This window comes from Bradyrhizobium sp. B117 (assembly GCF_038969555.1).
Lineage (GTDB): Bacteria > Pseudomonadota > Alphaproteobacteria > Rhizobiales > Xanthobacteraceae > Bradyrhizobium.
In genome coordinates this window covers 203,006-225,410 of the sequence record NZ_CP152414.1, presented here as the reverse complement: position 1 = coordinate 225,410, position 22,405 = coordinate 203,006, and the positions used below count along the sequence as shown (strand labels likewise).

The 22,405-nt window shown below is 65.5% G+C and carries 19 protein-coding genes; 11 read left to right on the top strand and 8 right to left on the bottom strand.

The window, feature by feature from the left end; translation table 11 throughout:
- Positions 1 to 81: 81 nt before the first annotated feature.
- On the bottom strand, positions 82 to 1,047 hold the full coding sequence (locus AAFG16_RS01095) for a Bug family tripartite tricarboxylate transporter substrate binding protein (RefSeq protein WP_342736624.1): 966 nt from the start codon (positions 1,045 to 1,047) through the stop codon (positions 82 to 84).
- A gap of 198 nt (positions 1,048 to 1,245) precedes the next feature.
- Here AAFG16_RS01095 and proB point away from each other — a divergent pair, with 198 nt between their 5' ends.
- From proB to AAFG16_RS01045, 10 genes are all read left to right on the top strand, one after another.
- Complete coding sequence (proB, locus tag AAFG16_RS01090; protein WP_235541890.1) at positions 1,246 to 2,367, top strand: glutamate 5-kinase; 1,122 nt, start codon at positions 1,246 to 1,248, stop codon at positions 2,365 to 2,367.
- A gap of 217 nt (positions 2,368 to 2,584) precedes the next feature.
- Positions 2,585 to 3,892, top strand: coding sequence for a glutamate-5-semialdehyde dehydrogenase (locus AAFG16_RS01085; RefSeq protein WP_342736622.1), 1,308 nt, complete (start codon positions 2,585 to 2,587; stop codon positions 3,890 to 3,892).
- A 20-nt stretch (positions 3,893 to 3,912) separates the two neighbouring features.
- Entirely contained in the window at positions 3,913 to 4,557 is a 645-nt protein-coding gene (locus AAFG16_RS01080) for a nicotinate-nucleotide adenylyltransferase (protein ID WP_283083158.1), read from the top strand.
- A gap of 203 nt (positions 4,558 to 4,760) precedes the next feature.
- Entirely contained in the window at positions 4,761 to 5,117 is a 357-nt protein-coding gene (rsfS, locus tag AAFG16_RS01075; RefSeq protein ID WP_092217824.1) for a ribosome silencing factor, read from the top strand.
- 95 nt (positions 5,118 to 5,212) lie between these two features.
- Complete coding sequence (gene rlmH / locus AAFG16_RS01070; RefSeq protein WP_027561888.1) at positions 5,213 to 5,695, top strand: 23S rRNA (pseudouridine(1915)-N(3))-methyltransferase RlmH; 483 nt, start codon at positions 5,213 to 5,215, stop codon at positions 5,693 to 5,695.
- 35 nt (positions 5,696 to 5,730) lie between these two features.
- A complete protein-coding gene (locus AAFG16_RS01065; protein ID WP_342736619.1) occupies positions 5,731 to 7,089 on the top strand; it encodes a peptidoglycan DD-metalloendopeptidase family protein in 1,359 nt (452 codons plus the stop codon).
- The gene (locus tag AAFG16_RS01060) at positions 7,086 to 8,444 is read left to right on the top strand and encodes a S41 family peptidase (RefSeq protein ID WP_027561886.1); all 1,359 of its coding nucleotides are present in this window, start codon (positions 7,086 to 7,088) and stop codon (positions 8,442 to 8,444) included. Before AAFG16_RS01065 ends, AAFG16_RS01060 begins: the two co-directional genes overlap by 4 nt.
- A 226-nt stretch (positions 8,445 to 8,670) precedes the next feature.
- Positions 8,671 to 9,903 (top strand): divergent polysaccharide deacetylase family protein, encoded by a 1,233-nt coding sequence (locus AAFG16_RS01055; RefSeq protein WP_342736615.1) that lies wholly within the window; start codon positions 8,671 to 8,673, stop codon positions 9,901 to 9,903.
- Positions 9,904 to 9,980: 77 nt separating this feature from the next.
- Complete coding sequence (locus AAFG16_RS01050) at positions 9,981 to 10,487, top strand: RNA pyrophosphohydrolase (protein ID WP_342736613.1); 507 nt, start codon at positions 9,981 to 9,983, stop codon at positions 10,485 to 10,487.
- A 152-nt stretch (positions 10,488 to 10,639) separates the two neighbouring features.
- Complete coding sequence (locus tag AAFG16_RS01045) at positions 10,640 to 11,140, top strand: RNA pyrophosphohydrolase (protein WP_342736611.1); 501 nt, start codon at positions 10,640 to 10,642, stop codon at positions 11,138 to 11,140.
- Between the two features lie 284 nt (positions 11,141 to 11,424).
- Here the strand turns inward: AAFG16_RS01045 and AAFG16_RS01040 are convergent, their stop codons facing one another.
- The 6 genes from AAFG16_RS01040 to AAFG16_RS01015 all read right to left on the bottom strand — a co-directional run bounded on the left by AAFG16_RS01040 (position 11,425) and on the right by AAFG16_RS01015 (position 18,409).
- A complete protein-coding gene (locus AAFG16_RS01040) occupies positions 11,425 to 13,104 on the bottom strand; it encodes an adenylate/guanylate cyclase domain-containing protein (RefSeq protein WP_342736609.1) in 1,680 nt (559 codons plus the stop codon).
- 150 nt (positions 13,105 to 13,254) lie between these two features.
- Positions 13,255 to 13,662, bottom strand: a complete 408-nt coding sequence (locus AAFG16_RS01035; protein ID WP_283083153.1) for a F0F1 ATP synthase subunit epsilon — start codon at positions 13,660 to 13,662, stop codon at positions 13,255 to 13,257.
- 93 nt (positions 13,663 to 13,755) lie between these two features.
- Positions 13,756 to 15,189, bottom strand: coding sequence for a F0F1 ATP synthase subunit beta (gene atpD, locus AAFG16_RS01030; RefSeq protein WP_027561880.1), 1,434 nt, complete (start codon positions 15,187 to 15,189; stop codon positions 13,756 to 13,758).
- Between the two features lie 85 nt (positions 15,190 to 15,274).
- A complete protein-coding gene (locus AAFG16_RS01025; protein ID WP_283083152.1) occupies positions 15,275 to 16,147 on the bottom strand; it encodes a F0F1 ATP synthase subunit gamma in 873 nt (290 codons plus the stop codon).
- Between the two features lie 172 nt (positions 16,148 to 16,319).
- Positions 16,320 to 17,849, bottom strand: a complete 1,530-nt coding sequence (gene atpA / locus AAFG16_RS01020) for a F0F1 ATP synthase subunit alpha (protein WP_283083151.1) — start codon at positions 17,847 to 17,849, stop codon at positions 16,320 to 16,322.
- The gene (locus AAFG16_RS01015; RefSeq protein WP_283083150.1) at positions 17,849 to 18,409 is read right to left on the bottom strand and encodes a F0F1 ATP synthase subunit delta; all 561 of its coding nucleotides are present in this window, start codon (positions 18,407 to 18,409) and stop codon (positions 17,849 to 17,851) included. The genes atpA and AAFG16_RS01015 overlap by 1 nt, the downstream gene beginning before the upstream one ends.
- A 660-nt stretch (positions 18,410 to 19,069) precedes the next feature.
- On the opposite strand from AAFG16_RS01015, the gene AAFG16_RS01010 reads away from it, so the two are divergent.
- A complete protein-coding gene (locus AAFG16_RS01010; protein ID WP_342736601.1) occupies positions 19,070 to 19,570 on the top strand; it encodes a septal ring lytic transglycosylase RlpA family protein in 501 nt (166 codons plus the stop codon).
- 617 nt (positions 19,571 to 20,187) lie between these two features.
- Here AAFG16_RS01010 and AAFG16_RS01005 read toward each other — a convergent pair.
- Entirely contained in the window at positions 20,188 to 22,398 is a 2,211-nt protein-coding gene (locus AAFG16_RS01005; RefSeq protein ID WP_342736599.1) for a primosomal protein N', read from the bottom strand.
- Positions 22,399 to 22,405: the final 7 nt, after the last annotated feature.

Sequence of the window (22,405 nt, the reverse complement as noted above, 5' to 3'; positions counted from 1 at the left end):
AGCGAAGCAATCCAGTTCTTTTCCCCAGAGATTCTGGATTGCTTCGTCGCAAGGGCTCCTCGCAATGACGGGAGGAGAGACCTAGTTCTCGATCTTGTACCCCGTCGCCTTCACGATCGGCTGCCAGAACGCCGTATTCGCGGCGAGCTCTTTCGACAATTCTTCCGCATTGCTGCCGACCGGGATCAAGCCGATCGCGGTGAGCTTCTCCTTCACCTCGGGCTTGGCGAGCGCGGCGCTTGCGGCGGCGCCGAGCTTGCTCGCAAACTCCGGCGGGCTGCCGGCGGGGAGCCACATGCCGTACCAGGCGTCCGCGACGAGATCGATGCCGCTTTCCTTCAGCGTCGGAACGTCAGGCGCGAATGGCGAGCGCTCGGCGCTCGAGACCGCGATGATCTTCACGCCCTTGGCGCGATGCTGCGGCAGCGCGTCGGCTAGTGTGGTGATCCCAAAAGAAATGTGGCCGCCGACGAGGTCGTTGAGGATCGGCGCACTGCCGCGATAGGGCACGCGCGTGAGCGGAATGCCGAGATCTTTCTCGAGCTTGGAACCCATGAAATGCGGAATGGTGCCGTTGCTCGGCACGCCGAACGAGGTCTTGTTCGGATGCGCCTTCAACCAGGCGACAAATCCCTTGAAATCGGCGACGTCCATCGCCGGACTGACCACCAACGCGAATTCGAACCGCGCCAGCAGCGACACCGGCATGAAGTCCTTGGCCGTGTCGAAGCTCGGTGTCGTCTCCACCATCGGCAGCAAATACATGGTCGGCCCTGTCGTCACCAGCACCATGCTGCCGTCAGGACTTGCGCCCTTCACCGCCTTGATGCCGATCAGGCCGTCACCGCCGGTACGGTTCTCGACCACGATGGTCCGTTGCAGCACCGGCGCCATCTCCTGCGCGATCAGCCGGCACAGCGTGTCACCGCCGGCCCCCGCCGCGAACGGGAAGATGACCTTGCTCAGCCCGGCCTGCGCTTGCGCATCGCCCGCCTGCGCGAGCAGCGGCAGACCGAGACATCCGGCGATGAATTTGCGGCGATCCATTCGCGTCCCCTCCAGCCCATTATTGCTTGGCGGCATTAGAGCCGGGCCAGCGTTTAAGACAAGGCCGACCTTCGCCGTTTACCATCCTGGCCGCCTTGCGCCGGTCACCATCCTGCTGCAAAAGCAGGGCTCATCGGCGCCGCCTTTTCGCTCCGCCGTTTCCAGAGCAATTCGCCGCACGCGCCAGCACATACCCACATGGCCAGTCCTGAACTCAGTCAATTCCGCCGCATCGTCGTCAAGGTCGGCTCCGCGCTACTGGTCGATTCCGACAAGGGCGAGGTGCGTGCCTCCTGGCTGGCCGCGCTCGCCGACGACATGGCCAAGCTGCACCGCGAGGGCCGCGACGTCCTCGTCGTGTCCTCGGGCTCGATCGCGCTCGGCCGCAGCCGCCTCAAGCTGCCGCGCGGCCCGCTGAAGCTGGAAGAGAGCCAGGCCGCGGCCGCCGTCGGCCAGATCGCGCTGGCGCGGATCTGGTCGGAGGTGTTAGGGGCGCACGGCATCGGGGCCGGCCAGATCCTGGTGACGCTGCAGGACACCGAGGAGCGCCGTCGTTATCTCAACGCCCGCTCCACCATCGGCAAGCTGCTGGAATGGCGCGCCATCCCCGTGATCAATGAGAACGACACGGTCGCCACCAACGAGATCCGCTATGGCGACAACGACCGCCTCGCCGCGCGCGTCGCCACCATGGCGAGCGCGGACCTCTTGGTGCTGCTGTCCGACATCGACGGGCTCTACGACGCCCCGCCGAAGAACAATCCGAATGCCAAACTGATCCCGGTGGTGGAAAGCATTTCCTCCGAGATCGAGGCGGTGGCGGGAGACGCCGAGTCCGAGCTGTCGCGCGGCGGCATGCGCACCAAGGTCGAGGCCGCCAAGATCGCGACCACCGGCGGCACGCATATGCTGATCGCCTCCGGCAAGATCGAGCATCCCTTGCAGGCGATCGCCAATGGCGGCCGCTGCACCTGGTTCCTGACGCCGGCCAATCCCATCACCTCGCGCAAGCGCTGGATCGCCGGCTCGCTGGAGCCGAAGGGCACGCTGACGATCGATGCCGGCGCGGTCGCGGCGTTGCGCGCCGGCGCCAGCCTGCTGCCGGCCGGCGTGATCAAGGTCGAGGGCCAGTTCGCCCGCGGCGACGCCGTGATCGTGCGCGGCCCCGATACCAGCGAGGTCGGCCGAGGCCTGATCGCCTATGACGCCGACGACGCCGAGCGGATCAAGGGCCGCTCCTCCCCGGACGTGATGGCCATCCTCGGCATCAGCGGGCGGTCGGAAATGATCCATCGCGACGACCTGGTGGTGGGTGGGTAAGGCCTTTGCCGTCATGCCCGGGCTTGTCCCGGGCATCCACGTACTTCCTTGGCCCGGCTAAGACGTGGATGGCCGGGTCAAGCCCGGCCATGACGCCGGGGATAGGCCAGTGGCCGAACCCCGATCCCGCCGACCGAAGCCCAGCCATACCCTCCCCGCCCTTCGCAGACGCGGGATTTCCGTGCTAGGACACCGCCTTAGCAGAAGGTTTGACCCCATGGCCGCCCCCCTCAAAGCCCTTGACGGCAATGCCGATCGGACTGGCGATCTCTTGGCGCTGATGTCCGATCTCGCCACCAAGGCCCGCGCCGCCGCGCGCGTGCTGGCGCTGGCGCCGCCGGAGCAGAAGAACCGGGCGCTGGAAGCCATGGAGCGGGCGATCCGCGCGAACTCAGCCGCGATCCTTGCCGCCAATGCCGAGGACGTCGCGGAGGCCCGCGCGTCGAGCAACATGACCGCCTCCTTCATCGATCGCCTGACGCTGACACCGGCGCGCGTCGAGTCGATGGCCGAGGGCATCGGCATTGTGCGCGGCATCGCCGATCCGATCGGGGTCGTCACCGAGAGCTGGCAGCGGCCGAACGGCATGACCATCGAGCGCGTGCGCGTGCCGCTCGGCGTCGTCGGCGTGATCTTCGAGAGCCGGCCGAACGTTGCGGCGGATGCCGGCGTGCTGTGCCTGAAGTCCGGCAATGCCGTGATCCTGCGCGGCGGCTCCGACAGTTTCCGTTCCTGCCGCGCCATCCATGACTGCCTGGTGCAGGGCCTGCGCGAAGCCGGCCTGCCCGAAGCTGCGATCACGCTGGTGCCGACGCGCGACCGCGCGGCGGTCGGCATGATGCTCTCAGGATTGAACGGCGCCGTCGACGTGATCGTGCCGCGCGGCGGCAAGAGCCTCGTCGCCCGCGTCGAGCAGGAAGCGCGCGTGCCGGTGTTCGCGCACCTCGAAGGCGTCAACCATGTCTATATCGATGCCAGCGCCGACCTCGCCATGGCGAAGTCGATCGTGCTCAACGCCAAGATGCGCCGGACCGGCGTCTGCGGTGCGGCCGAGACGCTGCTGGTCGATCGCGCCGCTGCCGGCACAAACCTGAAGCCGCTGGTCGAGATGCTGATCGACGCCGGCTGTGAAGTGCGCGGCGACGATGCCGTTCAAAAAGCCGACGCGCGTGTAAAACCTGCCAGCGAAGACGATTGGGATACGGAGTATCTCGACGCGATCATCGCGGCGAAGGTGGTCGACGGCGTCGACGGCGCGATCGCGCATATCCAGAATCACGGCTCGCACCACACCGATGCGATCGTGAGCGCGGATGACGCGGCGGCGAAGAGATTCCTCAGCGAGGTCGATTCCGCGATCGTGCTACACAACGCCTCGACGCAGTTCGCCGATGGCGGCGAGTTCGGTTTCGGCGCCGAGATCGGCATCGCCACCGGCCGCTTCCACGCCCGCGGCCCTGTCGGTGCCGAGCAATTGACGAGCTTCAAGTATCGCGTTCACGGCACCGGGCAGACGCGGCCGTAAGCAACGTCGCGGGGCGGGCATTGAGCAACAATTTCGTCGTGCCGCGGTTCGTGGCGCAAGCGGTCCCGCCCCACACCGAGGGCATGCGCATCGGCCTGCTCGGCGGCTCGTTCAATCCGCCGCATCAGGCCCATCGCGCGATCAGCCGATTCGCGCTGACGCGATTGCAACTCGATCGCGTCTGGTGGCTGGTAACCCCCGGCAATCCGCTCAAGGAGAACGGCAATCTGCATGAGCTCGGCGAGCGCATGCAGGCCGCGCGCGACGTCGCTGATGACCCGCGGATCGAGGTGAGCTGTCTCGAATCCGTCATTCGTACCCGCTATACTATCGACACGATCAACACCTTGCGCCGCCGCTTCTCGGGCCTGCGCTTTGTCTGGATTATGGGCGCCGATAACCTCGCTCAATTCCATCGTTGGCAGGACTGGCGGCGCATCGCCGCCCAGGTGCCGATGGCCGTGATCGATCGCCCGCCGAAGAGTTTCCGTGCCCTCGCCTCGCCCGCCGCCAAGGCCCTCGCGCGCTACCGCCTGCCCGAGGACAAGGCAGCCTTGCTTGCGGACCGGCCGGCGCCGGCCTGGGTCTTTCTGACCGGTTTGAAGCTGAATCTCTCCTCAACCGGCCTGCGGAACCCGGACGGGAGCTGGAAGGGAACCACGTGAGAGGGCGTGTGTGGAGTCGTGGGATTTGGGGCTGTCTGGCATATTGAAACCCTTAACCCCACATGATGTAGTGTAACCGGTGGGCGCCGGATTCGGCGTTCGCGATACAGTGAAAGGAATGGTCCCTGACCACATCTGTATTGTCCAAGTCTGTTTTACCCAAGGTTGCCAAGCCTACGCGTAAAACATCGACCAAAGCGGCCTTGCAGGCGCAACCCGACGCCGACAAGACGCTGAGCCTGATCCTCTCCCGCCTCGAGGACATGAAGGCGGAAGAGACGGTCACCATCGACCTTCGCGGCAAATCGGCGTACTCCGACTACATGATCGTCACCACCGGCCGGGTGAACCGGCACGTCGGCGCGATCGCGGACAACGTCACGAAGGGCCTCAAGGAAAACGGCATCAAGAGCATCCATGTCGAGGGCTTGCCCAATTGCGACTGGGTGCTGATCGATTCCGGCGATGTGATCGTGCACGTGTTCAGACCCGAGGTCCGCGAGTTCTACAACCTTGAGCGGTTGTACACCCAGGGCCCAGGGGCGGCGAAGGCGATCTAGGCTCATCGAGCCGATTTCGAATCGGCTGACGCGCATGCTAGCGTCGTGCGCGCGCAACCTGCGCGCGGCCCCGAAAACACGACTCTGAAGATATCATGCGCGTTGCTGTCATTGCGGTGGGCCGGCTGAAGCAGGGCCCCGAACGGGAGCTTGCCGACCGCTATTTCGAGCGGTTCGACGAAGCCGGCCGCAAGCTCGGTTTCCGCGAGCTCAGCATCCACGAAATCCCCGAAAGCCGCGCGCGTGACGCCGCGACGCGGATGGCCGAAGAGGCCGCGGCGATCTCCGCGCATGTTCCCGAGAAATCGATCCTGGTGGCGCTGGACGAGCGCGGCCAGAATCTCGACTCCACCGTATTCGCACGGCATCTCGGGCGCTGGCGCGACGAGGGTGCCGGTCATACTATCTTCGTGATCGGAGGGGCGGACGGACTTTCGCCCGAATTGCGCCGTAAGGCCAAGCTCGCGATCGCTTTCGGCGCTGCGACCTGGCCGCATCAAATGGTCCGCGTCATGCTTTTGGAACAGCTTTATCGGGCCGCCACCATCCTGGCCGGCCACCCCTATCACCGCGCGTGATGCGCGCCACAACAAGCACCTTTGTCCGAGACTCGATGCGAGCGCCCGCCCTTAACCTGCTGCTGATTGCGAGCGTCTCGGGCGCAAGCTTCGCGCAAGCTTGCGTAAGTCTCGCGCAAGCTCAGACCACAGCGCCGGCGCCGCAGACCGCCGCCGTCTCGCCCGACGCGATCAAGCAGCGCGAGCAGGAGCTCGAGGCCGCGCGCGCAAGGCAGAAGAGCGCGGAGGAGGCGCAGGCCAAGCTCAAGGCCGAGATCACCTCGCTCGGCCAGGACCGGACCCAGCTCAATCAGCAATTGATCGACACCGCCGCCAATGTGCGCTCCGTCGAGACCAAGATCGACGAGGCCGAAGCGCGGCTGCGTACACTCAACGGCCGCGAGCAGGAGATGCGCTCCTCGCTCGATTCGCGCCGCGCCGACATCGTCGAGGTGCTGGCGGCGCTGCAGCGCGCCGGCCGGCGCACGCCGCCGGCGCTGCTGGTGCGGCCCGAGGATGCGCTGCAATCCTTGCGCACGGCGATGCTGCTCGGCGCGGTTGTGCCGGAATTGCGCGGCCGCGCGGAGAAGATCGCAAGTGAGATCGGCGAGCTCGTGGCGCTACGCAAGACCATCGCGAGCGAACGCGACCAGCTCGCCTCCGACCGCGACAAGGTCAGGAGCGACCAGACCCGCCTCGCCGCCCTGATCGACGAACGGCAGCGCCAGCAGGCCTCACGCGAAAAGGACCTCGATGCCGAGAGCTCGCGCGCCATCGCGCTTTCAAAACAGGTCGGCGATCTCCAGGGGCTGATCACCAAGATGGAGCAGGACCTGCAGAGCGCCGCCAAAGCCGCCGAGAAGGCGGCCGAGGCCGCAAGGCAGGCCGAGGCCAAGGCGGCCGCCAGTGCCAATGCCAGCGCAAAGTCCGGCCCGGCCGCTTTCAAGGACCGCTCCCGGACCACCCCTGCAATTGCCTTCGTTTCGGCCAAGGGGCTCCTGCCGCTTCCGGTTAACGGTAACAAGATCAGGGACTTTGGCGGTTCCGACGGGGTCGGCGGGGTCCAGAAGGGCATTTCCCTGGCCACCAAGCCCGGCTCCCAGGTCACAACGCCGTGTGACGGCTGGGTGGTCTATTCCGGCCCATTCCGCAGCTATGGACAACTCTTGATCCTCAATGCCGGGGGCGGGTATCATGTCCTGATCGCCGGGATGGAGCGCATTTCGGTAAACATCGGACAGTTTGTGCTCACGGGGGAGCCGGTCGCGACCATGGGGTCGACCTCTCAAGTCGCCTCCATTCTCGCCACGAATGCGAGTCAACCTGTGCTCTATGTCGAGTTCCGCAAAGACGGCACTCCAATCGATCCAGGCCCATGGTGGGCCGCAAATGAAGGCGAGAAGGTTCGCGGATGATGCGCAAGACTTCAGTTATCCTCCTCAGCGCGGCCACCGGTGCGGCGCTGACGCTGTTCGTGACCCAGCCCCGCGCGGTGTTCATGGGCTCGAGCGCGCGAGCCGCGACCGCGGACACCTATCGCCAGCTCAATTTGTTCGGCGACGTCTTCGAGCGCGTGCGCTCCGACTATGTCGAGAAGCCCGACGACACCAAGCTGATCGAATCCGCCATCAGCGGCATGCTCACCGGCCTCGATCCGCATTCGAGCTACATGGACGCCAAGAGCTTCCGCGACATGCAGGTGCAGACCCGCGGTGAGTTCGGCGGTCTCGGCATAGAGGTCACGATGGAAGACGGCCTGATCAAGGTGGTCTCGCCGATCGACGACACGCCCGCTTCGCGCGCCGGCATCATGGCCAACGACATCATCACCAATCTCGACGACGAGGCGGTGCAGGGCCTGACCCTGAACCAGGCGGTCGAGAAGATGCGCGGTCCGGTCAACACCAAGATCAAGCTGAAGATCATCCGCAAGGGCCAGGACAATCCGATCGACGTCACCCTGGTGCGCGACAACATCCGCGTCCGCTCGGTGCGCGCCCGCATCGAGGCCGACGACATCGCCTATATCCGCATCACCACGTTCAACGAGCAGACCACCGAAGGCCTGAAGCGCGAGGTCGCCAACCTCTCGAATCAGATCGGCGACAAGCTCAAGGGCTACATCATCGATCTCCGCAACAACCCGGGCGGCCTGCTCGAGGAAGCGGTCACCGTCTCCGACTCGTTCCTGGAGAAGGGCGAGATCGTCTCGACCCGCGGCCGCAATGCCGAGGAGACCCAGCGCCGCACCGCGCATGCGGGCGACCTCACCAAGGGCAAGCCGGTCATCGTGCTGGTCAATGGCGGCTCGGCCTCGGCGTCGGAAATCGTCGCCGGCGCGCTGCAGGACCACAAGCGCGCGACCATCGTCGGCACGCGCTCGTTCGGCAAGGGCTCGGTGCAGACCATTATCCCGCTCGGCTCGGGCAATGGCGCGCTGCGCCTGACCACGGCGCGCTACTACACGCCGTCGGGCAAGTCGATTCAGGCCAAGGGCATCGTGCCCGACATCGAAGTGCTGCAGGACGTGCCGGACGAGCTGAAGTCGCGCACCGACACCAAGGGCGAGGCTTCGCTGCGCGGCCATCTGAAGAACGACGGCGACGAGAAGACCGGCTCGCAGTCCTACGTCCCGCCGGACGCCAAGGACGACAAGGCGCTCAAGCTCGCCGACGATTTGCTCCACGGCATCAAGAACAGCGCTTCCGCAGCGCCGACGCCGGGCGGCGACAACAAGGCGACGGCCGACAGGCCCAAAGCCGCCAACTAAGTCGGCGCATCAAACCGATCCAAGGAAAAAGGGCGGCTCCCAGAGCCGCCCTTTTGCTTTAGAACTCAGGCCGGCGGCTCCGGAAGAGCGGCGCTTCCTCCCCTCTCCCGATTGCGGGAGAGGGGGCGCACCTCCGTCCGATTCGATCACGCGTCCCCGGCCTCTCCCGGCCTGCCGCCACTTGACCCCGGCGTGGTATCGTCGGTGGAGTGATTCGGGATCTCGCATGACTGAAACGGCCGATGATCTGAGCGCCCCGCTCGGACAGGATAAGCCGCGCCGCAAACGCCGGCTGCGGCTGCCGTTCACGGCCATGCAGCTCCTCGCCGTCATGCTCGGCCTGTTCCTCGTCACCTTCGCCGGTTTCGCCATCTTCAACAAGGATCCGCTCGGCGGCGAGCCGATGGCGCGTATGGCGATCCGGGAGCCCAAAGCGACCGACGAGAAGCCGGTCGCCTCCGGCCATCAGGAGCAGGGCCAAGCGCAGGGTCATGCGAGCAAGCAAGAGACAAGGGAAACGGCGAAGCAGCCAAGCGAGCAGAAGACCGTCACCATGATCGACGGCTCCACCGGCACGCGCCATGACGTCGTGATCGGCGCCGGCGATGCCGCTGACAAGGGCGATGTGGCGGCCGCATCCGCCCCGCCGCCCGTCATGGCCGGGATTGATCCGAAACTGCTGGAGAAGTCGCGCTACGGGATGATCCCCGTGGTCGCCGGGGACCTGAAGCCGTTCAACGTGTACGCGGCCGACGCCGATCGCGCCAAGGCCGCCAAGATGCCGGTGGTCGCGATCGTGATCGGCGGCCTTGGCGTCGGCGCGGCGAAAACTACCGATGCCATCATGAAGCTGCCGGCCGCGGTGACGCTGGCCTTCACGCCGTATGGTGCCGATCCGGGGAAGCTCGCCGAACGCGCCCGCGCCCAGCGCCACGAGATCTTCCTCCAGATCCCCATGGAGCCCTACGACTTCCCGGACAACGATCCGGGGCCGCAGACGCTGCTGACCTCGCTCACCACCGACCAGAACATGGACCGCCTGTACTGGCACCTGAGCCGGATGCAAGGCTATGCCGGCATCACCAATTTCATGGGCGCCCGCTTCATCGCGACGGACGCGGCAATGCAGCCGGTCATCCGCGAGGCGGCCAAGCGCGGCCTCGGCTTCTTCGACGACGGCTCCTCGCCGCGCAGCATCGCGCCCCAGGTCGCCGGGAGCCAGGCGATGCCGTTCGGAAAGGGCGACATCGCGATCGACGCGGTGCCGACCCCGACCGAGATCGACCGCGCCCTGAACAAGCTCGAAGCGGCAGCGCGCGAGCGCGGCGCCGCAATCGGCACCGCCTCGGCCCTGCCGGTCTCGATCGAGCGCATCGGTGCCTGGACCAGGACGTTGAGCGACCGAGGTATCCTTTTGGTGCCATTGACAACCGTGATGCTGAAATCAAAATCCAGCTAAATCAACGGATTGGTGCGGCACGGGGTCGGCGGGGCCTGTTCGAGCCCACCCGACAGCACGCGGAGAGGTCTGGCGGAATGGCGCGTTACGAGGATCTGCCCTACCGGACCTGCGTCGGTGTGATGCTGATCAACCCAAAGGGACTGGTCTTCATCGGCCGCCGCGCCGGCGGCATAGAGCATGTCGACGACAGCCATGTCTGGCAGATGCCGCAAGGCGGCGTCGATCCCGGCGAGGACACCTGGGAAGCGGCGCGGCGCGAGCTCTATGAGGAAACCAGCGTGCGCTCGGTCGAGCGGCTCGGCGAGGTTCCGGACTGGCTCACCTACGACATTCCCCGCACGGTGGCGGGCCGCGCCTGGAAGGGCCGCTATCGCGGCCAGCGCCAGAAATGGTACGCGGTGCGCTTCACCGGCAAGGACAGCGAGATCAATGTCGAGAAGCCCGGCGGCGGCGGCCACAAGGCCGAATTCGTCAGCTGGCGCTGGGAGCCGATGAAGAACCTCCCCGGGTTGATTATCCCGTTCAAGCGCCCGGTCTACGAGCGCGTGGTGCAGGAATTTTCCGCGCTGGCCGATGACTAGCTGCCACGCCCTCGCTGTCATCCCCGCGAACGCGGGGATCCATACCCCCAGGGAGACGTTGGACAGGAGATGGCAACCACGGCCTTTCAAGCAACACCAGCCTGTGGTTATGGATTCCGGGCTCGCGCTCCGCGCGCCCCGGAATGACTGAGATGACCAACGAAAAACCGTACCGCCCCAACGTCGGCATCGCGTTGTTCAATGCCGACGGCCGCGTGCTGATCGGCCACCGCTTCAAGGGCGACGGGCCCGAGATCATCCTGCCGGGCCTCGACTGGCAGATGCCGCAGGGCGGCGTCGACGAGGGCGAGAATCTGCGCGACGCGGCGATGCGCGAGCTGTGGGAGGAGACCAGCGTCGTCAGCGCCGACTATCTCGGCGAGACCGACTGGTTGACCTACGAATTCCCGCCCTATGACGGACCGCAGACGCATCGGCTGGCGAAATTCCGCGGCCAGCGCCAGAAATGGTTCGCGCTGCGCTTCACCGGCCGCGATGACGAGATCGGTCCGCTGACACCGCGCAACAACCAGCCCGCAGAGTTCGACGCCTGGCGCTGGGAGCGCCTCGACCGCGTTGCCGACCTCGTGGTGCCGTTCCGCCGTGAGGTCTACCGCGCCGTGGCGCGCAAGTTTGCGGCATTCGGAAACTGAAGCGGCGAAAACAACCCCATGCACAGTAGAATGGGGATTGAAATCATTTGAGAATTTTTGTCAGGGGTGCGCGTAAGGAAGGCACCGCTCTCTCGCTCCCTCCCCCTTGCGGGGGAGGGTTGGGGAGAGGGGTGCCACACGGGGATTCTTTCCATCGCTCACCGGCTTCAGCGTATCAACAACCGGCACCCTTTGCTGGGCTACCCCTCTCCCTAGCCCTCCCCCGCAAGGGGGAGGGAACGCACCTTTGTTGGTGCGCTAGTGGGGCGCTATCAAAGCAAGTGCTAGTTCGTCGGCCCCACCGTGAACGGGCCGATGGCGATGACGTGGCAATCGCTGTCGCGCTTGGCGCACTCGGCGAGTGCGGCATTGACGGCGGTCTGCTCGTCGGCGGCCTTCAGGCCAAGGCCGGGACGGCCTGCGGTGCCGACGGCAACCGCATTCCAGCCCATGGCATCGCCGAGCTTGCGCACGACGTCGTCGCGGGTGTCGGCGACGATCGAGGGATTGCTGGCAGCATGGAAGAAGCCGGTGATCCTGAACAGGGTCGGGATCGGCACGACGAAATTGTCGTCGACCGCGACGATCATGCAGGCGACGCCGGCGATGGCGCCGCACGATTCCAGCGAACGCCGCGCCGCGTCCTCAGGGGATGATGCGCCGAGCACCATGAAATATTGCCCGCCTGGGCCGAGCGCGACCGTCCGCGATTTCGCCGCCGGCGCGAACATATTCTCAAGCCGCACCTTTTGCTGTTCGCGCACGATCGGAAAATCCTTCGACGCGAACGCCCGCTCGGTCATGGCGTCATGCCGGAAATAGGGAGCCGGCGGCATCGGCGGCTTGCCGTGCGCGTAGACGACGTCGTTGCCGACCGCATAGAGCTCGCAGCGCCGCGGCGATTGCGCGGCATCGGCGCGCTTCTGGCACTGCTCGATCGCGCCGTTGCGCGCGGCCTCCTCGCTCGGCTGGTTCAACACCGAGCCGGTGAAGCCGCCGATATTGAGCGCGAAGGCCTTGTAGTCGCCAGCCGCGGAATAGTCGCCGGCAAGGTAATTGCGGATGCGCTCGTTGATGAAGGGCACGCTGTCGGCGGCAAGCTTGCCCGTCATCGGCACGGCGGATGGTGACGGCGCCGGCATCGGAGCCATCGCAGCGCCGGCATTCGGCGGAGCCATCGGGGCCGTCGGCGCCTTTGCAATTTGGGTCGGCGTTGGGCTCGGCGACGCGGCCACCGCAGCCGGCGTTGCGCTCGGCACGGCACCGGGTGTGACCGCCGGCGTCGATGCGGCGGTCGCCGTCTGCTTGAGCTTGGTGTTGTAGAGGAAGCCCGAGACGACGATGGCAACGATCGAGACGACGGCAACCACGAGCGGCCACATCCACACCGGCGCGGCAGCGAGCTTCGCACCCGCCTTCTTCACCTGCGGCTTGGCGTAGGTACCGTCCTCTCGCCGCATCGCCACCATGTAGGCGTGCACGGGCGTCGGGATGTTCTTGACCTCTTGCGCACCGATATCGGCGAACTGCACCGAGAGCTTGTTGGCGACCTGCTCGTGCACCGCGCGGGAGACGCAGATGCCGCCGACCTCGGCGAGGCCCTCGAGCCGGGCCGCGATATTGACGCCGTCGCCCAACAGATCGCCGTCGCGCTCGACCACGTCGCCGATGGTGATGCCGATGCGGAACGACATCTGCCGGCTCGGCGGGTACGCCATGTTGCGGGTCCGCAGGGATTCCTGGATGTCGATCGCGCATCGTACCGCATCGACCGCGCTCGGGAATTCCGCGAGCACGGCATCGCCCGCCGTGTTGAAGATGCGACCGCCCGCCTTGGCGATGAAATCGTCGACGACCTCGCGGTAGGAGGCGAGACGCCGCAGCGTCTCCTCTTCGTCCTCCGCGACCAGCCTCGAATACCCGGCAATATCGGCTGCGAAAATCGCCGCGATCTTGCGTTTCATCTGCACCCAGCCCCGGAACAAATTCGCGGGCGCAGAATGCCGCTATCTTCGGCGCGGTGCAACAAAGTTTCAGCGCCCGCCACGGTCGGTGACGAGCGCTGAACCTGTTCAGGAATTTTAGGCTTGAGCCCCGGAGCGGTGCCCCGGGGCTTAATGCATAGCCGTGGTGTTGAGCTCGTGCTGGATGCTCTTGTAGTGGTCGAGTCGCGCGATCGCGAGATCGAGCTCGGAGCCTTCCTGCTCGGACAGCTTTTCCTGCATTTCGGCGATCTTGTCAGCGAACTGCGCCCGATCAAGCTCCTCGATCGACGTGGCGACGTCGGCCAGCACGGTCAGGCGATCGTCGGACACTTCCGCGAGGCCACCGGTCACGATGACCTTCTGCTTCCGACCGCCGGCGATGATGGTCAGAATACCCGGCCGCACCGCAGCCACGAGGGGAGCATGCCCGGCGAGCACGCCGAAATCGCCTTCCCAGCCGGGGACGTCGACCTGGTCGACCTCGCCCGAGAATGCGAGCCTTTCCGGAGAGACGAGATCGAAGTGGAAGGTGGCCATGGTGTACCTGCGAGTAGCGAATAGCGAATGGCGAGTAGCGAACCGAGTGGGAGCAGCGCGTCTATTCGCTACTCCCTATTCGCCATTCGCCCCTTAGGCAGCTTCCGCCGCCAGCTTCTTGCCCTTCTCGACCGCCTCTTCGATGGTGCCGACCATGTAGAAGGCAGCTTCCGGCAGGTGGTCGTACTTGCCTTCCACCAGGCCCTTGAAGCCCTTGATGGTGTCGGCGAGGTCGACGAACTTGCCCGGCGAGCCCGTGAAGATTTCGGCGACGTGGAACGGCTGCGACATGAAGCGCTCGACCTTGCGGGCGCGGGCCACGGTCAGCTTGTCCTCTTCCGAGAGCTCGTCCATGCCGAGAATGGCGATGATGTCCTGGAGCGCCTTGTAGCGCTGCAGCACCTGCTGGACCTGACGGGCGACCGCGTAGTGCTCCTCGCCGACGACCAGCGGGGAGAGCATGCGCGAGGTCGAGTCGAGCGGGTCCACGGCCGGATAGATGCCCTTTTCAGCGATCGAGCGCGACAGCGTGGTGGTCGCGTCCAAGTGCGCGAACGAGGTCGCGGGCGCCGGGTCGGTCAAGTCGTCGGCCGGAACGTAGATGGCCTGCACCGAGGTGATCGAGCCCTTCTGCGTCGTGGTGATGCGCTCCTGCAGCGCGCCCATGTCGGTGGCGAGCGTCGGCTGATAACCCACCGCCGAAGGAATACGACCCAAGAGCGCCGACACTTCCGAGCCGGCCTGGGTGAAGCGGAAGATGTTGTCGACGAAGAACAGCACGTCCTGGCCCTGGTCGCGGAAGTCTTCCGCGATGGTCAGACCGGTGAGCGCGACGCGGGCACGGGCGCCCGGCGGTTCGTTCATCTGGCCGAACACCAGCGCGCACTTCGACTTGACGCTCGGATCCGGATTCTTCGGGTCGGCGTTGACCTTGGACTCGATGAACTCGTGATAGAGGTCGTTGCCTTCGCGGGTCCGCTCGCCGACGCCGGCGAACACGGAGTAACCGCCGTGCGCCTTCGCGACGTTGTTGATCAGCTCCTGGATCAGCACGGTCTTGCCGACGCCGGCGCCGCCGAACAGGCCGATCTTGCCGCCCTTCGCGTAAGGCGCGAGGAGGTCGACGACCTTGATGCCGGTGACGAGAATTTCAGCTTCGGTGGACTGGTCGGTGTAGGTCGGCGCTTCCTGGTGGATCGCGCGCAGGCCTTCCGTCTTGACCGGACCTGCTTCGTCGATCGGCTCGCCGATGACGTTGATGATGCGGCCGAGCGTGCCCTCGCCGACGGGGACGCGGATCGGAGCGCCGGTGTCGGTGACTTCCTGGCCGCGGACCAGACCCTCGGTGGTGTCCATCGCGATGGTGCGGACGGTGGACTCACCGAGATGCTGGGCAACTTCGAGCACCAGGCGGTTGCCGCCGTTCTTGGTCTCGAGCGAATTGAGAATGGCCGGGAGGTGGCCTTCGAACTGCACGTCGACGACGGCGCCGATGACCTGGGTGACGCGACCGACCTGGGCTGCCATTGAATGTCTCCTTCGATCCGAACTTCTAGACCACGGCCAGCTGACCGGGATGTTTGTTGCGTTGATGGGTCTCGATGCGTCCTTGCTAGACGGCTTCGGCGCCCGAGATGATTTCGATCAGTTCCTTGGTGATCTGCGCCTGACGCGTGCGGTTGTAGACCAGCGTCTGCTTGCGGATCATCTCACCGGCGTTGCGCGTCGCGTTGTCCATCGCGCTCATCTGCGCGCCGTAGAACGAGGCGTTGTTCTCGAGCAGCGCGCGGAAGATCTGGACCGCGAGGTTGCGCGGCAGCAGGCGGGTGAGGATCTCGTCCTCTTCCGGCTCGTATTCGTAAGACGTCGTGCTGGCGGCAGCGCCCTCCTCGACCACCAGCGGAATGATCTGCTGGGCGGTCGGGACCTGCGCGATGACGGACTTGAAGCGCGAATAGAACAGCGTGCAGACGTCGAACTCGCCGGCCTCGAAGCGCGCCAGAACCTTCTTGGCGATGTCCTCGGCGTTGACGAAACCGAGCTGGCGGACGCTGCGCAGGTCGAGATGCTCGACGATCTGCTTGTCGAACTGGCGGCGCAGCTGCTCGTAGCCCTTGCGGCCGACGCAGAAGAATTTCACTTCCTTGCCCTGCGCGATCAGCGCCAAGGCGCGCTCGCGTGCAAGACGCACGATCGAGGAGTTGAAGGCGCCGGACAGGCCGCGCTCGCCGGTGCAGACCAGCAGCAGGTGGACCTGATCGCGGCCGGTGCCGGCCAGCAGCGGCGGCGCGCCGGGCGACCCCGCAGCGGCGCCGGCGATGTTGGAGATCACCGCGCTCATCTTGTCGGCATAGGGACGCGCGGCTTCCGCCGCGGTCTGCGCGCGGCGCAGCTTGGAGGCCGCGACCATCTGCATGGCCTTGGTGATCTTTTGCGTCGCCTTGGTGGAGGCGATGCGGACGCGCATGTCTTTAAGTGACGCCATTCTTCGTCCCCAGCGATCAGCCTGTGGCTCGACCGCGACCCTATCCTTTCGTCATGCCCGGGCTTGTCCCGGGCATCCACGTCTTTCCCCTCCACGCGGTGATGCGTGGATGGCCGGGACTTCAATTGCGAAGACGCGCTTCGCGCTTTAGCCCGGCCATGACGGTTCTTTATTACGCGAAGCTCTTCGCGAAACCTTCGACCACCGACTTCAGCTTGGCGGCGGTGTCATCCGAGAGGTCGCGGCTGTCGCGGATCGAATTGAGGATGTCGGCATTCTTGCCGCGCAGCAGCGACAGCAGGCCGTCCTCGAACGCGCGCACCTTGTTGACCGGAAGCGGGTCGAGATAGCCGTTGGTGCCGGCCCAGATCACGCACACCTGCTCTTCCATCTTCAGTGGCGAGAACTGCGGCTGCTTCAGGAGCTCGGTCAGGCGCGAGCCGCGGTTCAGCAGGCGCTGGGTCGAGGCATCGAGGTCGGAGCCGAACTGCGCGAACGCCGCCATTTCGCGGTACTGCGCGAGCTCGCCCTTGATCTTGCCGGCGACCTTCTTGGTAGCCTTGGTCTGCGCCGACGAACCGACGCGCGACACCGACAGACCGACGTTCACCGCGGGACGGATACCCTGGAAGAATAGGTCGGTTTCCAGGAAGATCTGGCCGTCGGTGATCGAGATGACGTTGGTCGGGATGTAGGCCGACACGTCGTTGGCCTGGGTTTCGATGACCGGCAGCGCCGTCAGCGAGCCCGAGCCATGATCCTTGCTGAGCTTCGCCGCGCGCTCGAGCAGGCGGGAGTGCAGATAGAACACGTCGCCCGGATAGGCTTCGCGGCCCGGCGGACGGCGCAGCAGCAGCGACATCTGGCGGTAAGCGACGGCCTGCTTGGACAGATCGTCATAGATGATGACGGCGTGCATGCCGTTATCGCGGAAGAATTCGCCCATGGTGCAGGCAGTAAAGGGGGCGATGTACTGCATCGGCGCCGGATCCGAGGCGGTGGCGGCGACGACGATCGAGTATTCGAGCGCGCCCTGCTCTTCCAGCACCTTCACGAACTGGGCGACGGTCGAACGCTTTTGGCCGACCGCGACATAGACGCAGTACAGCTTGATGTTCTCGTCCGGCTGCGCGTTGAGCGGCTTCTGGTTCAGAATGGTGTCGAGCGCAATCGCGGTCTTGCCGGTCTGACGGTCGCCGATGATCAGCTCGCGCTGGCCGCGGCCGATCGGGATCAGGGCGTCGATCGCCTTGAGGCCGGTCGCCATCGGCTCGCTCACCGACTTGCGCGGAATGATGCCGGGCGCCTTGACGTCGACACGCATGCGCTTGTCGGCCTGGATCGGACCCTTGCCGTCGATCGGGTTGCCGAGCGCGTCGACGACGCGGCCGAGCAAGCCCTTGCCGACCGGCGCGTCCACGATGGCGCGGGTGCGCTTGACGGTCTGGCCTTCCTTGATTTCACGGTCGGCACCGAAAATAACGACGCCGACGTTGTCGGTTTCGAGGTTCAGCGCCATGCCGCGGGTGCCGTTCTCGAACTCGACCATTTCACCGGCCTGGACGTTGTCCAGACCATAGACGCGGGCGATACCGTCGCCGACGGACAGCACCTGTCCGACTTCGGAGACTTCAGCTTCCTGGCCGAAATTCTTGATCTGGTCCTTGAGGATCGCGGAAATTTCCGCGGCGCGGATGTCCATCAGCCTGCCTCTTTCATCGCGTGCTTGATCGAATTGAGTTTGGTGCGAAGCGAACCATCGACCATGCGGCTGCCCAGCTTGACGACGAGGCCACCGATAATCGCGGGATCGACTTTCACGTTCAGCGCGACGTCCTTGCCGGTCACCGACTTCAGGGCAACCTTGAGGGCGTCGAGATTCTTGTCAGAGAGCGCTTCCGCCACGGTCACGTCGGCCGTCGTCTCGCCCTTGAACTTGGCGACGAGGGCGCGATAGGCGCGGATGACGTCAGCCACCGCGAACAGGCGGCGGTTGGCGGTCAGCACTTTGAGGAAATTGGCCGAGATGCCGGCGATGCCGGCCTTGTCCAGCACGGCCCCAAGCGCCTTGGACTGGGCGTCGGCCGCGAACACCGGGCTGCGGACGAGGCGCTTGAGATCGGCGCTCTCGTTCAGCAAGGCATCGAATTTGTCGAGATCGGCTTTGACCTCATCGACCACTTTCTGGTCGCGGGCCAGTTCAAACAAGGCCGTTGCATAACGGCCCGACACACCTGAAACGGACGTATCTTCTGCAGCCACAGACGCGCTCTTTTTGCTGTCAAACTCGCAAGGGAAAAACCGTCGCCACGAAGCGGCGCCTAGCGATCCAAGCCCTTGGAATTCAAGCGGGACTTCGATTTTCGGCCGACACGGGAGGTGCCGGATCCGTTAAAATCGCGGCTTTGCTAACATAGCAGGCGCGCACGTGCAACATGACGCCAAATTAAAGGCACGAGGTTCGTTCGCCAGTTCGTCGCAGTCGCTCGCGCGAAATGACGAGGTGTCAGGCAACCTGCCAGACAACCTGCCGTGCCACGGAATTGCCGCGACAGTTACGGCGGCATCTCGGCATTTCGTTCCCGCCCTCAGCGCATAGCGGCCATGAACACGGATCGCTGAGGCGTGACATTTCGCGCGCCGGCGTGAGCCGCCGAATACTTATCGAATTCTAAAGATCGGGAACAACGACTTCGCTTTACAGTATTCGCAAGTAATATAGAGGTTAACAGATTATTAAAGCGCGAGACTACGGAATACCGGCTGCAATATCGATGCCAGTCACAAGATATGTCATGACGACACATAATGGATTTGCTGCCCAATTCATGCCTCATTAGGAATCGAAACGCCGTCCCGCTCACAAACTGATGGGGGCTCCACTTGCCACATATGTGGCAATACTAGCTTAGGGACTGATAAATGCTGTCTTTGAAGACGCTGGGCACCGTGACCCGGCCGCGCACGGCGATTGCCTTTGTTGCCGCAACTCTCATCGTCGGTGGAACTGCCACCGAAGCTTCCGCCAAATCCCGGCATCACCGTCATCATCATCACCGCCACGACGCCCAGGCCGACACCAACGCCGGCTCGGATTGGCGCAACGCCAATGCGTCGATGACCCCGTCATCGGGCACGGGGCACAGCTTCTCCGGCATGGCCTCCTATTACGGCAACGAATCCGGCAGCCGCACCGCCTCGGGCCAGCGCTTCAACCAGAACGCCCTGACTGCTGCACACCGCTCGCTGCCGTTCGGCACCAAGCTGCGCGTCACCCACCGTGGCCAGAGCGTGGTTGTCACCATCAATGACCGTGGCCCGTTCATCCGCGGCCGCGTGCTCGACCTCTCCACGGGCGCTGCCCGCGCCATCGGCCTCACCGGCGCCGGTGTCGGCCGCGTCACCGCGGAAGTCGTCTCGTAAGGCGTTCAAGGCGCCTCACATTGCCCGCGCAGATTTCATCAGTTTGATGCGCGCGTAAAACAAGCCCGCGGTCTTGGGGGACCGCGGGCTTTTTTATTCCCTGTCATTCCGGGCCACCGGGTCCGCGCGTAGCGCGGCCCGATGACAGGCTCCGCAGGATTGCTTCGTCGCAAGGGCTCCTCGTAATGACGTGGATGGAGGGCACACTGCGTTCCCTCCCCCCTTGCGGGGCAGGGCAATCGCATATGAGTTGCACGATGCGGCGGCATCGGCACTGGGCTCCCTCTCCCGCTTGCGGGAGAGGGTTGGGGAGAGGGTGCCTCCGCAACGGGATAATCCCCAAGAGGAAAGAGCCCTCACCCGCCGCGCTCTGCGAGCGCGTCGGCCTCTCCCGCAAGCGGGAGAGGCGGAGCAAGCCCGCAGACAATCCTCGTGAAATTCACATGCGATTGCACTACCTTGCGGGGGAGGGTTAGGGAGAGGGGTTCACACGGGGACGCTCTCCATCGCCTTAAAAAAATTTGCCACACTCACTGACACCGTTTCCGGGGCCACCCCTCTCCCCCGCCCTCCCCCGCAAGGGGGGAGGGAGCACAGGGTGTCTTGTGGCGCCAGCGCTACAAAAAGCTCTGCGGATCGACGTCGACTTCGAGCTTCAGATTGCCTGTCGGCTTCGGGCAGACCGCGAGCCAGTTGCGCAGATAATCCGAGAGGTCAAAGCCGCGCGCGGACTTCACCAGGATGCGGAAGCGGTAACGGCCCTTGATCACGGCGAGCGGGGCTTCCGCCGGGCCGAGCACCACGACGCGCTCGTCGCGCGGGGCGAGCGCCACCAGTTTGCGGCCGAAACCGTCAGCGCTCGGGCGGTCGCCGGCGGAGATGATCAGGCTCGCGAGCCGGCCGAACGGCGGATAGAGCGTCCTCTCGCGCAGGTCGATCTCGCTGTCGTAAAAGGCCTCGCGGTCGCAGGCGATCAGCGCCTTCATCACGGGATGATCGGGCTGATGGGTCTGGAGATAGCCGACGCCGCGGCCCTGCTCGCGGCCGGCGCGGCCGATCACCTGGTTGAGTAATTGCCAGGTGCGTTCCGCCGCGCGCGGATCGCCGTTGGAGAGGCCGAGATCCGCATCGACCACGCCGACGAGATTGAGCCGCGGGAAATTGTGGCCCTTGGCGACGAGCTGGGTGCCGATGATGATGTCGACGCGGCCCTCCGCGATCTCGGCGAGCTCCGAGCGCATCGTCTCGATCGAGGTGATGAGATCGCTCGACAGCACCATGGTGCGCGCGTCCGGAAACAGAGCGGCCGCCTCCTCCTGCAGGCGCTCGACGCCGGGGCCGACCGCGACCAGCGATTCCTCCGCCGAGCAGTTCGGACAGAGATGCGGGCGCGGCATCGAGAAGCCGCAATGGTGGCAGACGAGGCGCTGGCGGAATCTGTGATCGACCAGCCAGGCATCGCAGATGGTGCAGGCGAAGCGATGGCCGCAAGCACGGCACAGCGTCAGCGGCGCATAGCCGCGGCGGTTGAGGAACAAGAGCGCCTGCTCGCGCCGCTCGATCGCGGTCCTGATCTCGCCCGCGAGCCGCGGCGAGATGAAGCGGCCGCGCGCGGGCGGCTCGCGGCGCAGGTCGATGGCCTCGATATGCGGCATGTGCTGGCCGCCGAAGCGCGACGGCAGCGCGACGCGCTGATAGCGGTTCTTGCGCGCATTGACCTCGGATTCCACCGACGGCGTCGCCGAGGCCAGCACGACCGGGATCTTTGCGATGTGCCCACGCACCACCGCCATGTCGCGGGCGTGATAATGCACCCCCTCGTCCTGCTTGTAGGCCTGGTCGTGCTCTTCGTCGACGACGATGAGACCGAGATTGGCGTAAGGCAGAAACAGCGCCGAGCGCGCGCCGACCACGACGGGCGCTGTGCCTTCGGAGATCGCAGCCCAGTTGCGCGCGCGGGTGCGCGGCGTCAGCTCGGAGTGCCACTCGATCGGGCGCACACCGAAGCGCTGCGCAAAGCGGTCGAGGAACTGGCCGGTGAGCGCGATTTCCGGCATCAGGATCAGCGACTGTTTTCCGCGGCGGATCGTTTCCGCGACCGCTTCGAAATAGACCTCGGTCTTGCCCGAGCCGGTGACGCCGTCGAGCAGCGCGACGTGAAAGGTGCCGTTGGCCGCGAGCGCGCGCATTGCATCGACGCCGGCACGCTGCAGCGGCGAGAAATCCGGACGGCCGAAATCGGGATCGGGTGCCGGTGGCGGCGGAGGCGGCGGCATCGGCTCGACCGTCAGCGTGCCTTCGTCGACGAGCCCGTCGATCACGCCGGCGGAGACGCCGGCTTCCTTGGCGGCCTCGGATTTGCCGTGCAGCAGCCGGTCCGACAACACCTCGATCACGCGCTGGCGTGCCGGCGTCAGCCGCCTGGGGGGATCACCGACGAGGCGCACGCCCGGGCGCACGCGCTCGGGGCCGAGATTCTCGCCCATGCGCAGGCACATGCGCAGCACCATGCCGCGCGGGCTCAGCGTGTAATTGGCGACCCAATCGACCACCTGGCGCAGCTCGGGCTTCAAGGGCGGGATGTCGAGCTTCTCGCTGACCTCCTTGAGGCGGTTGTGCAGGCGCGGATCGGGGTTGGCGTTCTCGCCCCAGACCACGGCCAGCACCTCGCGCGGGCCGAGCGGCACGCCAACGAGATCGCCGGCCTTCAGCTCCATCCCACGCGGCACCTTGTAGGAATAGGTCTGGTCGAGCGCGACCGGCACCAGCACGTCGACCATGCGGCTCGCATTGGTGGGGGCGGCGTTGCTGCGCGACGTGTGATCCATCAAAGGT

What these genes read in the sequence shown, in the direction of transcription:
- AAFG16_RS01095 (WP_342736624.1), bottom strand. Translation starts at nt 1,047, where the DNA reads ATGGATCGCCGCAAATTCATCGCCGGATGTCTCGGTCTGCCGCTGCTC.
- AAFG16_RS01065 (WP_342736619.1), top strand. Translation starts at nt 5,731, where the DNA reads ATGCGAGCGCCCGCCCTTAACCTGCTGCTGATTGCGAGCGTCTCGGGC.
- proB (WP_235541890.1), top strand. Translation starts at nt 1,246, where the DNA reads ATGGCCAGTCCTGAACTCAGTCAATTCCGCCGCATCGTCGTCAAGGTC.
- atpA (WP_283083151.1), bottom strand. Translation starts at nt 17,849, where the DNA reads ATGGACATCCGCGCCGCGGAAATTTCCGCGATCCTCAAGGACCAGATC.
- AAFG16_RS01025 (WP_283083152.1), bottom strand. Translation starts at nt 16,147, where the DNA reads ATGGCGTCACTTAAAGACATGCGCGTCCGCATCGCCTCCACCAAGGCG.
- AAFG16_RS01040 (WP_342736609.1), bottom strand. Translation starts at nt 13,104, where the DNA reads ATGAAACGCAAGATCGCGGCGATTTTCGCAGCCGATATTGCCGGGTAT.
- AAFG16_RS01035 (WP_283083153.1), bottom strand. Translation starts at nt 13,662, where the DNA reads ATGGCCACCTTCCACTTCGATCTCGTCTCTCCGGAAAGGCTCGCATTC.
- AAFG16_RS01055 (WP_342736615.1), top strand. Translation starts at nt 8,671, where the DNA reads ATGACTGAAACGGCCGATGATCTGAGCGCCCCGCTCGGACAGGATAAG.
- AAFG16_RS01085 (WP_342736622.1), top strand. Translation starts at nt 2,585, where the DNA reads ATGGCCGCCCCCCTCAAAGCCCTTGACGGCAATGCCGATCGGACTGGC.
- AAFG16_RS01060 (WP_027561886.1), top strand. Translation starts at nt 7,086, where the DNA reads ATGATGCGCAAGACTTCAGTTATCCTCCTCAGCGCGGCCACCGGTGCG.
- AAFG16_RS01050 (WP_342736613.1), top strand. Translation starts at nt 9,981, where the DNA reads ATGGCGCGTTACGAGGATCTGCCCTACCGGACCTGCGTCGGTGTGATG.
- atpD (WP_027561880.1), bottom strand. Translation starts at nt 15,189, where the DNA reads ATGGCAGCCCAGGTCGGTCGCGTCACCCAGGTCATCGGCGCCGTCGTC.
- AAFG16_RS01010 (WP_342736601.1), top strand. Translation starts at nt 19,070, where the DNA reads ATGCTGTCTTTGAAGACGCTGGGCACCGTGACCCGGCCGCGCACGGCG.
- AAFG16_RS01005 (WP_342736599.1), bottom strand. Translation starts at nt 22,398, where the DNA reads ATGGATCACACGTCGCGCAGCAACGCCGCCCCCACCAATGCGAGCCGC.
- rlmH (WP_027561888.1), top strand. Translation starts at nt 5,213, where the DNA reads ATGCGCGTTGCTGTCATTGCGGTGGGCCGGCTGAAGCAGGGCCCCGAA.
- AAFG16_RS01045 (WP_342736611.1), top strand. Translation starts at nt 10,640, where the DNA reads ATGACCAACGAAAAACCGTACCGCCCCAACGTCGGCATCGCGTTGTTC.